This is a genomic window from Pseudomonas agarici, from assembly GCF_900109755.1.
Lineage (GTDB): Bacteria > Pseudomonadota > Gammaproteobacteria > Pseudomonadales > Pseudomonadaceae > Aquipseudomonas > Aquipseudomonas agarici.
On sequence record NZ_FOAR01000004.1, the window covers coordinates 202,089 to 218,033 of the forward strand.

General features: G+C 56.3%; 16 protein-coding genes. 8 read left to right on the top strand and 8 right to left on the bottom strand.

The features are described from left to right. Positions 1 to 19 precede the first annotated feature (19 nt). Positions 20 to 1,534: a choline-sulfatase gene (gene betC / locus BMX68_RS05685; protein ID WP_026013200.1), complete on the bottom strand. Its 1,515-nt coding sequence runs from the start codon at positions 1,532 to 1,534 to the stop codon at positions 20 to 22. Positions 1,535 to 1,648: 114 nt separating this feature from the next. Between betC and BMX68_RS05690 the strand changes: the two genes are divergently transcribed. From BMX68_RS05690 to BMX68_RS05700, 3 genes are all read left to right on the top strand, one after another. Then, positions 1,649 to 2,599: a choline sulfate utilization transcriptional regulator gene (locus BMX68_RS05690; RefSeq protein ID WP_017132179.1), complete on the top strand. Its 951-nt coding sequence runs from the start codon at positions 1,649 to 1,651 to the stop codon at positions 2,597 to 2,599. 37 nt (positions 2,600 to 2,636) lie between these two features. Continuing rightward, positions 2,637 to 2,966, top strand: a complete 330-nt coding sequence (locus BMX68_RS05695; protein WP_017132178.1) for a DOPA 4,5-dioxygenase family protein — start codon at positions 2,637 to 2,639, stop codon at positions 2,964 to 2,966. A 282-nt stretch (positions 2,967 to 3,248) separates the two neighbouring features. Next, a complete protein-coding gene (locus BMX68_RS05700; protein WP_143063242.1) occupies positions 3,249 to 5,363 on the top strand; it encodes a hypothetical protein in 2,115 nt (704 codons plus the stop codon). 115 nt (positions 5,364 to 5,478) lie between these two features. Here the strand turns inward: BMX68_RS05700 and BMX68_RS05705 are convergent, their stop codons facing one another. The 5 genes from BMX68_RS05705 to trpB all read right to left on the bottom strand — a co-directional run bounded on the left by BMX68_RS05705 (position 5,479) and on the right by trpB (position 11,527). Then, entirely contained in the window at positions 5,479 to 6,906 is a 1,428-nt protein-coding gene (locus tag BMX68_RS05705) for a hypothetical protein (protein ID WP_060783051.1), read from the bottom strand. Positions 6,907 to 7,133: 227 nt separating this feature from the next. Continuing rightward, a complete protein-coding gene (locus BMX68_RS05710) occupies positions 7,134 to 7,742 on the bottom strand; it encodes a hypothetical protein (protein ID WP_143063243.1) in 609 nt (202 codons plus the stop codon). Positions 7,743 to 8,055: 313 nt separating this feature from the next. Further along, positions 8,056 to 9,237, bottom strand: a complete 1,182-nt coding sequence (locus BMX68_RS05715; RefSeq protein ID WP_060783050.1) for a hypothetical protein — start codon at positions 9,235 to 9,237, stop codon at positions 8,056 to 8,058. A 260-nt stretch (positions 9,238 to 9,497) separates the two neighbouring features. Further along, on the bottom strand, positions 9,498 to 10,307 hold the full coding sequence (trpA, locus tag BMX68_RS05720) for a tryptophan synthase subunit alpha (RefSeq protein ID WP_017132175.1): 810 nt from the start codon (positions 10,305 to 10,307) through the stop codon (positions 9,498 to 9,500). Further along, entirely contained in the window at positions 10,307 to 11,527 is a 1,221-nt protein-coding gene (gene trpB, locus BMX68_RS05725; RefSeq protein ID WP_017132174.1) for a tryptophan synthase subunit beta, read from the bottom strand. Before trpB ends, trpA begins: the two co-directional genes overlap by 1 nt. Positions 11,528 to 11,638: 111 nt before the next feature. Here trpB and BMX68_RS05730 point away from each other — a divergent pair, with 111 nt between their 5' ends. After that, positions 11,639 to 12,532 (top strand): LysR family transcriptional regulator, encoded by an 894-nt coding sequence (locus BMX68_RS05730; protein ID WP_017132173.1) that lies wholly within the window; start codon positions 11,639 to 11,641, stop codon positions 12,530 to 12,532. Positions 12,533 to 12,544: 12 nt separating this feature from the next. Here BMX68_RS05730 and BMX68_RS05735 read toward each other — a convergent pair whose 3' ends face one another. Continuing rightward, on the bottom strand, positions 12,545 to 12,871 hold the full coding sequence (locus BMX68_RS05735; protein WP_017132172.1) for an ElaB/YgaM/YqjD family protein: 327 nt from the start codon (positions 12,869 to 12,871) through the stop codon (positions 12,545 to 12,547). 148 nt (positions 12,872 to 13,019) lie between these two features. On the opposite strand from BMX68_RS05735, the gene BMX68_RS05740 reads away from it, so the two are divergent. Both BMX68_RS05740 and BMX68_RS05745 read left to right on the top strand, forming a co-directional pair. Next, the gene (locus BMX68_RS05740; protein WP_017132171.1) at positions 13,020 to 13,235 is read left to right on the top strand and encodes a dodecin; all 216 of its coding nucleotides are present in this window, start codon (positions 13,020 to 13,022) and stop codon (positions 13,233 to 13,235) included. Positions 13,236 to 13,520: 285 nt separating this feature from the next. Then, positions 13,521 to 13,760 carry a DUF1161 domain-containing protein gene (locus tag BMX68_RS05745; RefSeq protein WP_017132170.1) on the top strand — a complete coding sequence of 80 codons (240 nt, stop codon included), beginning with the start codon at positions 13,521 to 13,523 and terminating at the stop codon, positions 13,758 to 13,760. A 53-nt stretch (positions 13,761 to 13,813) separates the two neighbouring features. Here BMX68_RS05745 and BMX68_RS05750 read toward each other — a convergent pair whose 3' ends face one another. After that, on the bottom strand, positions 13,814 to 14,815 hold the full coding sequence (locus BMX68_RS05750) for an LLM class flavin-dependent oxidoreductase (protein WP_017132169.1): 1,002 nt from the start codon (positions 14,813 to 14,815) through the stop codon (positions 13,814 to 13,816). A 255-nt stretch (positions 14,816 to 15,070) separates the two neighbouring features. Between BMX68_RS05750 and BMX68_RS05755 the strand changes: the two genes are divergently transcribed. Both BMX68_RS05755 and BMX68_RS05760 read left to right on the top strand, forming a co-directional pair. Beyond that, entirely contained in the window at positions 15,071 to 15,502 is a 432-nt protein-coding gene (locus BMX68_RS05755; RefSeq protein WP_017132168.1) for an OsmC family protein, read from the top strand. Between the two features lie 202 nt (positions 15,503 to 15,704). After that, positions 15,705 to 15,944 carry a DUF1161 domain-containing protein gene (locus BMX68_RS05760; protein WP_017132167.1) on the top strand — a complete coding sequence of 80 codons (240 nt, stop codon included), beginning with the start codon at positions 15,705 to 15,707 and terminating at the stop codon, positions 15,942 to 15,944. The last annotated feature ends 1 nt before the right edge of the window (position 15,945 follow it).

The window sequence follows — 15,945 nt, forward strand, 5'->3', positions numbered from 1 at the left end:
GGCTTTCCCCTTGTATGTGTTATTGGTTTTGGCAGGGTTGTGGATAACGAGCCTTGCGCTCCAGATCGTCGAGGTCGATGTGGTTGCGCATGTATTGCTGACTGGCGTCCACCATCGGCTGATGGTCCCAGCTCTTGAGCTTTCCGAGGGTCAGGGCGTCGGCGACGAAACGCCGGCGGCGCTGACTGGCGAGCACTTGCTGGTGGATCGCCGGGATATTCCATTTCGCCCGGGCTTCGACCAGAAAATCGTTGAACAGTGCCTGATGCTCCGCTGACTGACTGAGCTCTCGCTCTTCGCGAGGATCGTTATGGAGATTGAAGAGTAGGCAGGGGTCGTCTTCGCTGTAGATGAATTTGTAGGCGCCACGGCGAATCATCATCAGCGGACTGATGGTGCCTTCGGCCATGTACTCGCCGAACACTTCATCGTGTCCACCCTCGCCTCGCAGATGCGGCACCAGCGAGCGGCCGTCCAGCGGCAATTGGCCATTCAGGGTGCCACCGGCCAGCTCCACCAGGGTCGGCAACAGGTCGGCGGTGGAAACTGCGGCGCTGACCCGTCCGGCGGCGAATTGCCCCGGTGCGCTGATCAGTAGCGGGACGCGAGCGGCCATCTCGAACCAGTGCATTTTGTACCAGAGGCCGCGTTCGCCGAGCATATCGCCGTGGTCGCCGGAGAACACGATCACGGTGTCGGCGGCCAGGCCGGTGTCTTCCAGCGTCTGCAGGAGCTTGCCGACATTATGGTCGATGTAACTACAGGCACCGAAATAGGCTCGGCGGGCGTCACGGATCTTGTCCACGGGTAGCGGCTTGTCCCACAGATCGTAGACCTTGAGCAGGCGTTGGGAATGCGGATCGAGACTGTTCTGGGCCGGAGTGCGTGGCAGTGGAATATCTGCGTCGTGATACAGATCCCAGAACGCCTTGGGAATGCTGTACGGGTCGTGGGGGTGAGTCATCGAGACGGTCAGGCAGAACGGTCGGTCGCCGTCTTCGCGGATATGATCGAACAAGTACTGCCGGGCCTTGAACACCACCTCCTCGTCGAAATCCAATTGATTGGTGCGCACGCAAGGCCCGGCCTGTAGCACCGAGGACATGTTGTGATACCAAGTGGGGCGCACGTCTGGCTCGTCCCAGTTGACTGCCCAGCCGTAGTCGGCTGGGTAGATGTCGCTGGTCAGGCGCTCCTCATAACCGTGAAGTTGGTCCGGCCCGCAGAAATGCATCTTGCCCGACAATGCGGTGCGGTAGCCCAGGCGGCGCAAGTAGTGAGCATAGGTCGGCACGTCGGCGGGGAAATCGGCGGCGTTGTCATAGGCGCCGATCTTGCTCGGCAACTGGCCGCTGACCAGGGTGAAACGCGAAGGAGCGCACAGCGGGCTGTTGCAGTAGGCGGCATCGAATACCACGCCGGCGGCGGCCAGGCGGTCGAGATTGGGCAGTTTGATCGGTGAGGGTCCGTAGAACGGCAACAGGGGCGCGGCCATTTGATCGGCCATGATGAAAAGAATGTTCTTGCGCTTCATGATGTCGCGGCATTCCATAGTCAATTGTTATGCGATAGTGCTGCGATCCAGCATGTGCCCCGTGCAATTTGCGGTAAAGCCCATGCCAGACAATGACTAGGATAAGTACAGCTTATGTTTGATGCATTGGGCGACCAGTCCCTGGACATGCTCCGGGTTTTCGAAGCGGCGGCTCGTCATCGCAGCTTTACCGCGGCGGCGGCGGAACTGGGCACCACCCAGCCAGCCATCAGTCAGCAGATCAAGCGCTTGGAACAACAACTGGTGACGCGCCTGTTCGACCGTATCTACCGTGGCATCGAACTGACCGAGGCCGGCTCGATCCTGTTCGAGCAGGTGCAGGCCGGGTTGCTGAGCATCGACAGTGGCCTGAGCGCAGTGACCGCCCACCGTCAGCATGAGGTGTTACAGGTCGCCACCGATTTCGCCTTTGCCGCCTACTGGCTGATGCCGCGCCTACACCGCTTCCACGCGGCCAATCCGCAGGTCGATGTCAGCCTGGTAACCAGCGAGCGCAGCCACAACATGATGCGCACCGATATCGACGTGGCGGTGCTGTTTGGCCAGGGGCGTTTCAAGCAAGGCGAAAGCCATTGGTTGTTCAGCGAGGAAGTGTTCCCGGTGTGCGGCCCGCAATTGCTCAACGGGCGCGTGCGACCATTACCCGTCGAGAGTCTGCTGGAGTTTCCGTTGTTGCACCTGAAGGGCGAGAGCAGCAGTCAGTGGTTCGACTGGAGCGGAGTGTTTCGCGAGCTGGGCCTCACCACGGCGCCGGCGCCGGGGCAATTGCGTTTCGACAACTACACCTTGCTGATCCAGGCGGCAATCGGTGGCCGGGGCGTGGCCATCGGCTGGCGGCACCTTGTGGACAACTTGCTGGAGCAGGGATTGTTATGCCGACCGCTCGACGAGACAGTGCTTTCGAGCTTCGGTTACTATGTGGTGCTGCCACCGCGCAAGCGCCGTGGGCCATTGATCCGACGCTTCTTCGACTGGTTGATGGCCGAGCAGGCCGGCAGCGCGCAATCGTTGGTGGAGCTGGGATCGCCGTCGATTGCGCTGTAGCGTTGAGTCATTCCCAGGATCAACGAAAGAGGGCGGTATGCAACGTATCAAGGGCTACCACGCCCATGTCTATTTCGATGCCTCGACGGTCGATCAGGCGCGCGAATTGTGTGAGCGGGCGGCGGCGACATTTGCGTTGCAGATGGGACGCATGCACCAGCGCCCGGTAGGTCCGCATCCGGACTGGAGCTGTCAGTTGGCCTTCGACGCCGAGTATCTGGGCGAGGTCTTGCCGTGGCTGGCGCTTCATCGCAAGGGCCTGGTGGTGTTCCTGCACCCGTTGACCGGCGATGACCGGGCAGATCACAGCGACCATGCGATCTGGATGGGAGCGGTACGGCCGCTGGACTTGTCGATATTTCGGTGACCTCCGCTACCTCCTGTAGACGCCGAACTTGCCGGCAAATTGCAGGACAACGAGTTATCGGCCCCGGTAAATAGTATTTCGAATGAGCTGTAGTGCCTTTCCTGCGGAGTATTTTAAATGCGTTCATTATTTACTGGGAAACAAGAAACTCTATTTAAGCCCTCTCGCAGGGAAAACAATTTCGCTAGACCTGAATTACTCTGATTTACATGCGCGAATTGTGATAGTTGCAAGGATGTGGATGCGCTCGAATTATTTTTTTCGAGCGAGAGCCCATGATCCATGCGTATTACCAATAAGGAAATATTGTTGCCTTCAGCTTGGGTAGAGAAGCCCGGAAATACTACGCTGGCAACGAAGACTGTGCGTGTTGGCAACTCCAGTAGCGGCATCGAGGTTTGCGCGTCACCGAAGTCAGACACTTTCAACAAAGTGCCTATGAATGGCAGCGCCTATCCGGAAGATCTCAATCCCTTCGCGGGCAAGGTCGACGAATACCCGGACGGCATCAATCCCTTCGTAGACGCCGCCGAGACCTCTTCGCAAGCACTCAACCCCTTCGAGAACGAAACCGACACGGCCGATAGCACCGCCGCCGGCTTGCAGGAGGTGTTGCCGTCCGCACCACGGCTTGACGTAACGTTCGGGGCTCCCCTGGCTTTCATTCAGATGATCAATACGTACCTGAGAACCCGTAGCGACGGCTCTTTTCAGAGCAGCAACAATAGCAGGCACGTTGATAAGTTGAGCAAGGACATCAACCAGACCCCGGCCCTCGCCCAATTCCTGGTCATGAAGGGCGAAAAGGGAAAAGAGGCCGTGGAATGGAAGGGTGAACCTCCCAGCAAAGAAGAATTTCAGCAAATGCTGCAGGCATTCAAGCCGCTGCACAAGGTAAAGGGCAGTTTCTATACGTTGCTGACCCATTTCGACTTCGCCGGCGCGGGCTATCGCCTGCTCGACGATGGTACCCATGAGCGGATCATCAGGAAGGCTGCCGAGCCCGACTTGCATCGCCCGGGCAAGGGGGCTGTCGTGGACATGAAGCGCAAGGCCATGACCGATGTCCTTGAGCATTTCAGTGACCCGCTACGCCGTGACGAACCTGTGCCCGAGGGCTTGTTGGATGAGCTGATTGCCCATTACGGTCGCGTGGAGAAGGACCAGGACCAGGCACGGTTATCGGCGCAGAAGCTGGCGGAGAACAGCAACCTGTCGCTCAATGACAGTGGTTTCGGTGATGCGCTTGCGCGCTTTTTTCGTCGGGTGAAAACAGGCGAACGGCTAGGTCGTTTCAATAACGAAGTGGCAGCGACCGGGGAAAAGCTTCGAGGAAAAATGTTCGAAAACCTGGAGCGTATCCATCGCCAACATGAACCACAAGCGGTGGCGGTGAGGACCAAGACAATGCTCGAAAAGCATTTGAGGAAGGCGCACGACGAGTACGCGAAAGAGATGAAAGGCAGGAATATCTACCCCGACAGCATAGGGGCGGAGACTGCCGGTCAGATTAACGGCAAAGCCGAGGAAAACTTCCAGCAGGTGCTCCGAAGCGTTGTTTTCAGCTACGAAAAAGCTTTTGTCGAGGGTATGGCTAAGGCCGTCTCGTCTTTTTCTCCGCCCGATTATTTTCAGGGAAAAAGCCTCGGTAGGTCGGTGGACAATATCATTAATATCAATGATAACTTGAGTGATTTGCATCGGGTCGCGCAAGCACAGCATAAGGCCGATATACATGAGGTAAAGAGTCGATTCGGTGAAAAAGCGGTGGTGGGACTTTCGACGGATTTCCAGGCGCTGCAACTCGATTTTGCCGGTCGCATCAAGCAAAAAGTGTTAAGCAACTACGGAGATGTGCTCCAGCGTTACGAAAAAAAGCTGGATAAACTGCGACAGGCGACACCTTCCGATAGCCTGCACGGCAAACTCAAACTTGCTCGGGAACTGGCTGTTCTCTCCAAACAATCTGCCGCTGACCTCGACAAGATACGCACGCATCGTCATGCGGAGCATCTGCAACTGCAACCTGCCGAGTTGGAGCAGGTTTTGCAAAAGGCCGCCCAGCCGATACAAGAGAAGGTAACGGAGCTGCTGCCCAAGCCGATGGGTATCAAAGGGATGCTGAAGTCGATCATCGTGCGCCCATTCAAGCCCACGGTGAAAAACATCGCAATCGGTGCCGCCGTGGCGGGCGTGTCGACCCTGGCGTTGGTGGCGTTACCCGCAGTGATCGCAGGTCCAGTGGGTGTTGCTTTGATTGTCGGGTTGTCTGTTGCGGTGGTGGGCTGGTTTGGCCGGAATATCTACAGAAGTCTTAGCCAGAGTCATGAACTCAATAAATTACTGACTCAGATAGGGCAACCACGGAGCGAGGTTGAGAACCGCGACAAAGCCTGAATGTAGCGTGACGGATCTGTTCAGGACTGTTCATATTCAGGAAGAGTAAAAAGGTGGGAAGAGGGCATTATCATTGATAGTGCCCTCTTCCTTGTTTTTCTTGGAGAAGCTGGAGTTATCGCTTAACGGATGGGGTGGTCGAATTTGCCTTGAACTGTGCTTCCCAGAAAGCTCTCATTTGCTCAACCCTCGTCTGCGTTGCTTGCGTGGTGTTGTTTGTGGGGTCGCTTTGGCTTCTCTCCAGGCCTTTTTGGGCATCTATTTTCCGTGACGGTCGGATTGGCACGGATCTGGTGCCGGCTTCCGAGTCGCTACGTTTGACTAGTGATGGCGGTGGCACCTCTTGGCCGATGGGTGTTTTTTCTTCGCCTGTGAACATTTCATTGAACTCTTTTTCTATAACGTCTTTGGACATTTGATCAAGTGCCAGCTCTGAAGCAAACAGTTGATCAAACTCGCTGTCTACAGAGTCTCCAGGTATTCGATCGCTATTGGGCCGATCAGGCACTGGCTGCGCCGGTTTGGTTTGGGAAGGGGGACTCGAAGCGCTTGGGACTCCTCCATATTTAAATGTTCGTGGTGGTTTTTGGGGAGGAGACAGCGCTCCGGATTTATTATCTTTTTGCTCGCTGGATGCCTTATTAATCGACTCTGTTGGTGATTGTGGATTCACCTGCGCGGTGGGGTTATTAGTCGTATCGGAGCTTGATTGTGAATATGAGTTTTCAGGGTTTTCAGAAAAAGTTGAAATATATTGGAGCAATTCATTTTCATTGATAACTAAATCTTCCTGGTCGCTTCCCAAATTGTTTGAAATGACCGAATGCAAAAATTGCTTTCCTGGATTTTTCTGGGGCCATTCGCTCAGTTCATCACCAGTACTACCATATTGCGCGCTCTGTGATTTTTCTTGCATGGTAACTTCAGGCCCTTTCATCTCGTGAGGCGCATTTGAATTTTCGCCACTCATTGGATGCCGTGCAGCAGCAAATTTTTCCTCCTGAAGTTGGACTCTGTCCTCAAGAGCTTTGATATAGCCATCTTGAGTATCCAGTTTTTCATCTATTTTAGAGATGATATTGTCTTTGTCCGTTATTTTTCCAAACTCAAGGTCGAGACCATTAATCTTTTTTTCGAACTTTGCGGCGCCAGCATCGCGTAATCCGACAGCTTCAAGTATTTTGAAGCTATTACTCAAATAAAGACCTTTTGTTTCGGAGTAACGAAGAGTACCCTTATTGGGCAGGTTCTTTACGCTATCGATTTTTTCTTTTAAATTCAGTAAACTATTTTTGAGTTCTTGCGCATTGTTCTGCTGAGTCCGCAATAAATCTATGACAGGGTTGGTTTTGGCTGCGATCGGTGTTTCTTTGTGGCTACTTTCGGGAACATCTACCCTGGTGTTGACTTCTGTCTTGTGGGGGGCGTTATTAATAGTCTGAACGTGCAGGCTGGCTTTGGAGTTTTTTTCCGACCGTTCGCTCCTAAATATGTCAGGAAGAATGCTTGGGAAACTTAAAAAGGGGGCAAAGGGATGCATCATGAGGGCCCATTCTTGAAATTGAAACGACCCAGTACATTGGTACTGGCGCGATCCGCCGTTATAAAAAGTCGGTACGCGCGTTAAATGGTTGGCCCTTTAAGGAGGGTGTGCTTCCAATAAACGCCCATCGTCTATCAATCGGTTACTATCTCTGGTTCGCGTGTAGGTAAAAAACTAATATACCTATGAAAAAGGCTTCAGCGCTGTAGCGCCGAAGCCTCCAGGCGTCAAATTTTAGGCTGAGGCCCGGATTGTTTTCCTTCCAGCATTTTGAAAAAATTTATTCTGTCTTTAATTGATTGGCCATTTTGGTTTGTTTCCAATGGAGGTCTTGAGGCTGGTTTGGTCGTGTTGGTAAGTGCGCTCTGGCTTCGCTGTAAATGTGCCTGGATAAGATCTTCGCGTTTTTTGGGAGTTGGCAAAGCAGCGGTTTCCGAGGTGCTTCGAGTGAAGGGCAAGATGTGCCTCGGCAAGGGCACCGGCTTTGTCCGTGAGGGGGTAACTGCTATCTGGCCATCATTGAGATTGGGTCTCGGTTCGGCCCGCGAGCCTGTACGGGTGTCGCCAGGCTGATTTGTCAGACGAGCAATCAGTTTTTCGTTCTCGTTCAAGCACGTTTTGAGTGTCTCTTGAATAACCGTGCATTTTACTTTTTTGCCAAAGGGGGCGAGGGTAAGGTCTTTTATGTCTTGCGGGGCTTTTGAGGCACCGCCATCATGCCTGTGGATCGCTTCCCGGAAACTCCAATTTGAGCTGAAATACGCACCTCTTTCGGGAGAGAAACGCAGATAACCGCCACCTTGTTTGTTTTGTACAAAGTTGACCTGTTTTTTCAAATTTTCCAGGCATGTTCGGAGTTCCTCCGCACGTTCCAACTCCGTTATCGGAGCGGTGTGTTGGGAGGACTCGGATCCATCGAGAGTGTAAATACGCGGAGAACCGCCGTCGTTCGATATTGGGCCCATCTTCTATAAAACTCCTTTGCCCTATTCCATTTTTTTCATCGTTCACGCCACGAGCTGGCGTGAACGCAAGCAGGCGATGCTCAGTCAGCTCAATCCCTCAAAGCTTTCAGTAAACGCTCGCTGTGTCATGAATTGATTGGCCTCAATGCTGTGCGCCGTCGCCTTTGTGCTGACAGGCCAGGCGTTACACCAGGATCGCCCTGGTGCTTCTTCGGTCTGCTTCGCTCAACACGATGCTGGCCGTCGGGCTTCGGGTATCGATTGATATGACCTTGAATTGGCTACCGGGCTTGAACAAGCTTTCCTGTTCATAAGCGCTGTCGGCTGTGAACGGGTTGCCAATGACTGTGAACATGACCGGGCGATCCTTGTGGCTGCTGTACTTGCCCTCGGCGAAGGGGCGGGCGTCTTTTTTCTCAGGCGTCACCGCCATGAAAAATGATGATTCGATGGGCAGCGCACTATTATAGGCATCCTGGTATTTCTGGATTTCATTGTCGGGTAAAGAAGCACCACGAAAATAGGCCTTTGTGCCGGAAGGCTCGGTTAAGGCGGTGTCCATGACCTGGAGGAGTATTTCATCGTTCAACTCAAGAACTTTCTCGACCTGCTTGATGGCCTTCTGGGAAAAACTATTGATGTGGCTGTTATTGTCGCTGTTTTGATAGAAACAAGTGACCTCAGCAAGACCTGGTTTTTTGCTGGCCGCTTCTGGACGGAGGGTTGAAACTTTGGCGCGACACAACCCGTTGATATAGGCTGCCCCGCAGTTGCTCCCCCAGAGTTTCAGCACGCCGCGTTTAAGGTCTTCTGGTCTGTTACGTTGTTCCTGCAGTTCTTCTGATAGTGCTCCGAGTGCTTTTTTTTGTTCGTTAAGTGCTTGCTCTTCTTTGGTGGATTCGGCTTTCTTTATTTCAAGGCTTGCGATTTCCTTGGTATGGATTTTTAGTGCAAGATCTATATGGTGACGCATATCGGCCACTGCTATTTTTTTACCCGCGCCGCTGTTAAGGGTGATGCCGCTATCTTTAAGGTTGTCGACTGCTTGCGCGTAACCCTTGTCACCAAGATGCAGACGGACCGCCAGGCCTTTATGATGGCTGAAGTGGTCGCCTTTCCCCCTGGAGCTATGGAGGTAGACAGTTTGCTTGGCGGGATTTTTATTTTTTACTGTATCAAGGTTCTCGCGTAACTGGGTAAGGTAGGCGATTTTGAATTTTTCCAGCCTTAATTCCTTACTTATGTCTCCTAAAGAGTTATTTACTGCTTTAATTTGCGTGTTGAGGGTTTTAATTTTTTTATCATTACTGGTGATTTTATCATCCAGCGACACTGACAGACGATGGTTTGTAAGATTAATAGGCATATCATTCAGTCCGATTTCGAGGGCAGACGGCTGGCTGATAATGGGCGTCAGTAATAGCCCACTCGATTATGGGGGGAGGTCTGCGCGACAGATAGAGTGAAATACTCAGCTATTGCTGGCCGTCGATACTTTCAGTAAACGCTCACCGAGCCATAGGTCGCTTCCGAGCTTCGAGTAGGTAAAGGGCCTTTGTACCCATAAAAAAGGGCTTCAGCGCTGTAGCGCTGAAGCCCTTCGGGTGTTGCCGGTGACTGGGTGGATCAGTTACGCGCCGTGCGTACCCCTTCCGCCAGCGCCGCGCATAAGCTCAGCACGCCATCGACGGCCTGTGCGTCGCTGGTGGCATTGGCAATATGGTCGATCAGCGCCGAGCCGACCACCACACCGTCCGCGAGCCGGGCGATGGACGCAGCCTGCTCCGGTGTACGGATGCCGAAGCCGATGCTGATCGGCAGGTCGGTATGGCGACGCAGGCGAGTCACTGCCTCTTCGACATGTGCCAGGGTTGCCGAGCCGGCACCGGTCACGCCCGCCACCGACACGTAGTAGACGAAGCCCGAGCTGCCGTTGAGCACGGTGGGCAAACGGACATCGTCGGTGGTCGGGGTGGTCAGGCGGATAAAGTCCAGGCCAGCGGCCTGGGCCGGGTCGCACAGTTCGCCGTTGTGTTCCGGCGGCAGGTCGACCACGATCAGGCCGTCGACGCCGGCAGCCTTGGCGTCGGCGATAAAACGCGGCACGCCATAGTGGTGGATCGGGTTGAAGTAGCCCATCAGCACCAGTGGGGTCTCGTTGTTGTCGGCGCGGAACGCACGAACCATCTGTAGGGTTTTCGCCAGATTCTGTTTGGCGGCCAGCGCACGGATATTCGCCAACTGGATCGCCGGGCCGTCTGCCATCGGGTCGGTGAAGGGCATGCCCAGCTCGATCACGTCTGCACCGGCCTTGGGCAAGCCCTTGAGGATCGCCAGGGAGGTGTCATAACCCGGATCGCCGGCAGTGACGAAAGTCACCAGGGCGGCGCGGTTCTGTTGTTTCAGCTCGGCAAAGCGGGTTTGCAGGCGGCTCATCAGTGTTTCTCCTGCTGGGATTGCTGCATATGGTGCATGACGGTTTGCATGTCCTTGTCGCCGCGACCGGACAGGTTGACCACCATTAGGTGATCCTTGGGCAGGGTCGGTGCGCGTTTGAAGACCTCGGCCAGGGCGTGGGCGCTTTCCAGCGCCGGGATGATGCCTTCGAGCCGGCAGCACTGGTGGAAGGCTGCCAGTGCTTCATCATCGGTGATGGAGGTGTACTGAATGCGACCGATATCGTGCAACCAGGCGTGCTCCGGGCCAATGCCGGGGTAGTCGAGGCCGGCGGAAATCGAGTGCGCGTCAATGATCTGGCCGTCGTCGTCCTGCAGCAGGAAGGTCCGGTTGCCGTGCAGCACGCCGGGCACGCCACCGTTCAGGCTGGCCGCGTGCTTGCCGGTCTCGATACCGTGGCCGGCGGCTTCGACACCGATGATTTCGACGCTGGTGTCATCGAGGAACGGATGGAACAGGCCCATGGCATTGGAGCCGCCACCGATGCATGCCACCAGGCTGTCGGGCAGGCGCCCTTCCTGAGCCAGGAGCTGGTCGCGGGTTTCCTTACCGATCACCGCCTGGAAGTCGCGGACCATGGCGGGGTACGGGTGTGGTCCGGCGACGGTGCCGATCAGGTAGAAGGTGCTGTCGACGTTGGTCACCCAGTCGCGCAAGGCTTCGTTCATCGCATCCTTCAGTGTGCCGGTGCCGGCTACCACCGGAATGACTTCGGCACCCAGCAACTTCATGCGAAACACGTTGGCCTGCTGGCGCTCGATGTCGGTGGTGCCCATGTAGATCACGCAGTCCAGGCCAAAGCGCGCCGCCACGGTGGCGGTCGCCACGCCGTGCATACCGGCGCCGGTTTCGGCGATGATGCGTTTCTTGCCCATGCGCCGCGCCAGCAGGATCTGGCCGATGCAGTTGTTGATCTTGTGGGCGCCGGTATGGTTCAGCTCTTCGCGCTTGAGGTAGATCTTCGCGCCGCCGCAGTGTTCGGTCAGGCGTTCGGCAAAATACAGTGGGCTGGGACGACCGACGTAGTCGCGCTGGAAGTAGGCCAGTTCCTCGATGAATGCCGGATCGGTCTTTGCGACTTGGTACTCACGGTTCAGGTCGAGGATCAGCGGCATCAGGGTTTCGGCCACGTAGCTGCCGCCGAATGCGCCGAACAGGCCGTTGGCATCGGGGCCGTTGCGCAGGTTGGACGGGGTCATGGGAGGCTCCAGGTGGGTGATTGAATGAGCGATAGCTTCACTCTAACCATGACAGGCGCGGATGAAAACCGATAAGATTGCTATGACTTGTCAGGAAAACTCACAGATATCATGAGCCGCGATCTACCTCCGCTCAATGCCCTGCGCGCCTTCGAGGCCACGGCCCGCCTGAATAGTGTCAGTCGGGCCGCCGAACAGCTACATGTGACCCACGGTGCGGTCAGTCGGCAGTTGAAAGTCCTTGAGGAGCACCTGGGCCTGAGCCTGCTGGTCAAGGATGGACGTGGCCTGAAACTCACAGATGCCGGCATCCGTCTGCGTGACGTTAGCGCCGAGGCCTTCGAGCGCCTGCGGGCGGTGTGCGCCGAATTGACTCAGGATTCGGCATCCGCTCCGTTTGTTCTGGGTTGTTCCGGCAGCCTGCTGGCCCGCTGGTTTATCCCGCGCCTGGGCCGCCTGAATGCCGATTTGCCGGATTTGCGCCTGCACCTGTCGGCGGGTGAAGGTGATCTCGATCCGCGCAAACCAGGGCTCGATGCCCTGCTGCTGTTCGCCGAGCCGCCGTGGCCGGTGGATATGCAGGTTCATGAGTTGGCCGGCGAGCGCATCGGGCCGGTGATGAGTCCGCACTTCGCCCGCTATGAAGCCTTGCTCAAGGCGCCGGCCCAGGACCTGGTCGGCGAGCCGTTGTTGCATACCACTTCGCGCCCGCAGGCGTGGCCGAGCTGGGCGCGGCGCAACGGCATCGATGCCAACGAGCTGAAATATGGGCAGGGTTTCGAGCATCTGTACTACCTGCTTGAGGCGGCGGTGGCCGGATTGGGCGTGGCGATCGCGCCGCAGCCGTTAGTGGCGGACGATTTGCGCGCCGGTCGATTGGTCGCTCCCTGGGGCTTCAACGAAACACCTGGGCGACTGGCGTTGTGGTTGCCTGGGCGCGCCGCGGATGGGCGCGCCCGGCAGTTGGCAGAATGGCTCAAGACCGAGCTCGAACTCCTGGTGTGAGTCTCGGGCGACTCAATCCCCGCGTTTGCACAGCAGGTAGGCGGCCAGCAAGCCGAGGGCTCCGATGGCGACACCGGCGGTCGTCCACGGGTGCTCTTGAGCGTAGTCGCGGGTGGCGATCCCGGTTTCACGGGTCTTGGTCTTGACCTCCTCATACGCCTCGCCGAGCAGATGGCGAGAGTGCTTGAGGGCGCTCTCGGCATTGCTCTTGAGCGCTTTGAGGGTTTTGCGCGACTCTTCCGACGCATCGTCCTTGAGGCTTTCCAGAGACTTGAGCAGGCTCTCGATCTCAGCTTCCATGCTTTGCAATGAGGTTTTACGTAACGATGAATGGGCCATGTTGGCTCTCCTGCGATGATGAGTGGCGTGTGCAAATTGGGACTGCGCGGGTTTGTGAAAGTGCAGAAAATCTGCCGCCCGCCCGCTTTGGGTCATCCGGGAAATCACTGCTAGGCTGTGTTGACAGTCCCGAGAGTAGGAGAACGCCATGAGTGATCATCACACCTACAAGAAAATCGAACTGATAGGTTCGTCGCCCAACAGCATCGAAGAAGCGATCAATAACGCCTTGGCTGAGGCTGGCAAGAGTATCAAGCACCTGGAATGGTTCGAAGTGCTGGACACTCGTGGCCATATCAAGGACAACAAGGCGGCGCACTTTCAGGTGACGTTGAAAGTCGGTTTCAGGATCGCCAATAGCTGAGCAGATGCTGGTGGCGGGTTCTGTCATTCAATTTCGTCGCCACGAGCCCCCGGTCGGCGTTGCTGTTCCTCGTCATAGCCGGCTATGACTCGTCGCAGCGCCTTGGCCACGGACTTGAGGCAGTCGGGCTTGAGCTAACCCACTAAGCGTACCGGCCACTCGCCTTTTGAACTTCTGCACTGGCCGACAGCCCTATTGCTTGTTATACCGAAGGCTCTATCAGGCCTTATGTGCGTCGCTCAAAAGCCGACGCACTTTTTTTGATTCGACCAGGGAATGTGAGTGATGAAAAAGCTGATGTTGGCAGTAGCCTTGCTGAGTATCGCAGGTACCACTCTTGCGGCGGGCAAGTCGTGTGACGAGCTGAAATCGGAAATCAAGGCGAAGCTGGATGCCAAGAAAATACCTCATTACTCGCTGTCCATTGCCGATAAAGGAACCGGGGAAAGCGCAGGCAAAGTGATAGGTTCTTGCGAAGGTGGAACCAAGGAAATCGTCTACAGAAGAGATGCCGGTGATTTGTAGTTCACTGGACACTTATCGCGAGCAACTGTGCTCGCGATCAGTGTTTGTAGCTTTCAGCCCTTCATCACCTGTGCCAACAACTCGTAGGAATGCAGCCGATCAGCGTGTTCGTACAGGTCGCAGGTGAAGATCAGTTCATCGGCCTGTGTCTGTTCTATCAGCACGTTAAGATTCGCACGGATCTTCGATGGGCCGCCGACCATCGCCAGGCCTAGAAAATCCCCTACCGCTTCGCGTTCATGGGGCAGCCATAAGCCGTCCATGGTCTGTACCGGTGGACGCTGTACCAGGCTTTGGCCTCGCATCAGCGCGAGGATGCGCTGGTAGACCGAGGTGGCCAGGTAATCGGCCTGCTCGTCGGTGTCGGCGGCCACCAGCGGTACCCCGAGCATCACGTAAGGCGTGTCGAGTACCTCGGACGGCTTGAAGTGGTTGCGGTACACCCGAATCGCTTCATGCATGAAGCGCGGTGCGAAATGTGAGGCGAAAGCGTAGGGCAAGCCTCGCTCGCCGGCCAGTTGTGCACTGAACAGACTCGACCCGAGCAGCCAGACCGGCACGTTAGTGTTGCTGCCCGGCATGGCGATCACCCGCTGGTCCGGGGTACGCGGGCCGAGGTATTTCATCAGTTCGGCGACATCCTCCGGGAAGTCGTCGGCGCTGCCCGAACGCTCGCGGCGCAGAGCGCGGGCGGTCATCTGATCGGAACCAGGCGCACGGCCCAGACCCAAGTCGATCCGGCCCGGATACAGGCTGGCCAGAGTGCCGAACTGTTCGGCGATCACCAGTGGCGCATGGTTGGGCAGCATGACACCACCGGAGCCGACGCGGATGGTCGAGGTGCCACCGGCCAGGTAGCCCAACAGCACGGAGGTGGCCGAGCTGGCGATGCCGTCCATATTGTGGTGCTCGGCGACCCAGAAGCGGTTGTAACCAAATTTCTCTACGTGTCGGGCCAGGTCCAGCGAGTTGCGCAAAGATTGCTCCGGGCTGCCATCCTGGCGCACGGGCACCAGGTCGAGGGTGGAGAACTTGACATCGGACAGTCGCTTCATAAGCCTGCTACTCCTTTTGGGGGCACAGGTTTCCGGCACGTGGCGAAATACCTGGCGGTATAGTCTTGGCAATATGGGCATATACCCGAGTTTCAAGAGCTACCGAAACTTTTAGGTTGCAAAATTAGCCTGCAAAAAAAGCAGACGGCTCCTACAGGTTGAACTTTGCCGGCTCGACTATCCTCAGAACCCTAGTGACGACACAGATCACCCTGTCCGGCGCGAACCTTCGCACTGGCTTTTGAGGAGGTAGTTATGAGTATCACGAAGAACGCATCGGCTCATTGGGAAGGCGACCTGAAAACCGGCATCGGCTCCATCTCCACGGAAACCGGCGTGCTGCGCGAGGCACCTTATGGCTTCAAGGCGCGCTTCGAAGGTGGCCGGGGCACCAACCCCGAAGAGTTGATCGGCGCGGCGCATGCCGGTTGTTTTTCCATGGCCCTGTCGATGATCCTCGGTGAAGCCGGGCTCAAGGCGGATCGTATCGACACCAACGCGCAAGTGACGCTGGAGCAGGTCGACGGTGGTTTTGCGATTACCGCGGTACACCTGATCCTCAAGGCGAAAATCCCTGGGGCCAGCCAAGGGCAGTTCGATGAACTGACCAGCAAGGCCAAGGATGGTTGCCCGGTATCCAAGGTTCTGAACGCGAAGATCACGCTGGACGCGACCTTGCTGGACTGAGGCCGGATGATCCTGGTCTGACGGGCTGGCCCGTGCGGCTTTTGGCGGTCTTACGATGCCGTTCGTGATGGCTCGGCAGGCTTCCTCCCGTATGAGTGATGTGAGGGAGGGTCAGAACTTGGCTTGCCCGGTTGTGGTCCAATCGGTTGTGGCAACCCAGTGCGTACGCCCTTGCGACGCGTTGCCGCGAAGGAGCTTGACCATGAAACGCATTGCCCTGGGAGTTTTCTGTTGCGCACTGGCTGCGTCGGCCCTGGCGGCCCCGAAGGATTGCGAGGAGCTGAGGAAAGAGATTGAGGTCAAGATCCAGGCCAAGGCCGTACCGTCCTATACTCTGGAGATCGTCTCCAAGAAAGAAGCCGAGAAGCACGATATCGCGATGATTGTCGGACGTTGCGAAAACGGCACCCAGGCAATCATCTACCAGAGGAACGATATCTGAG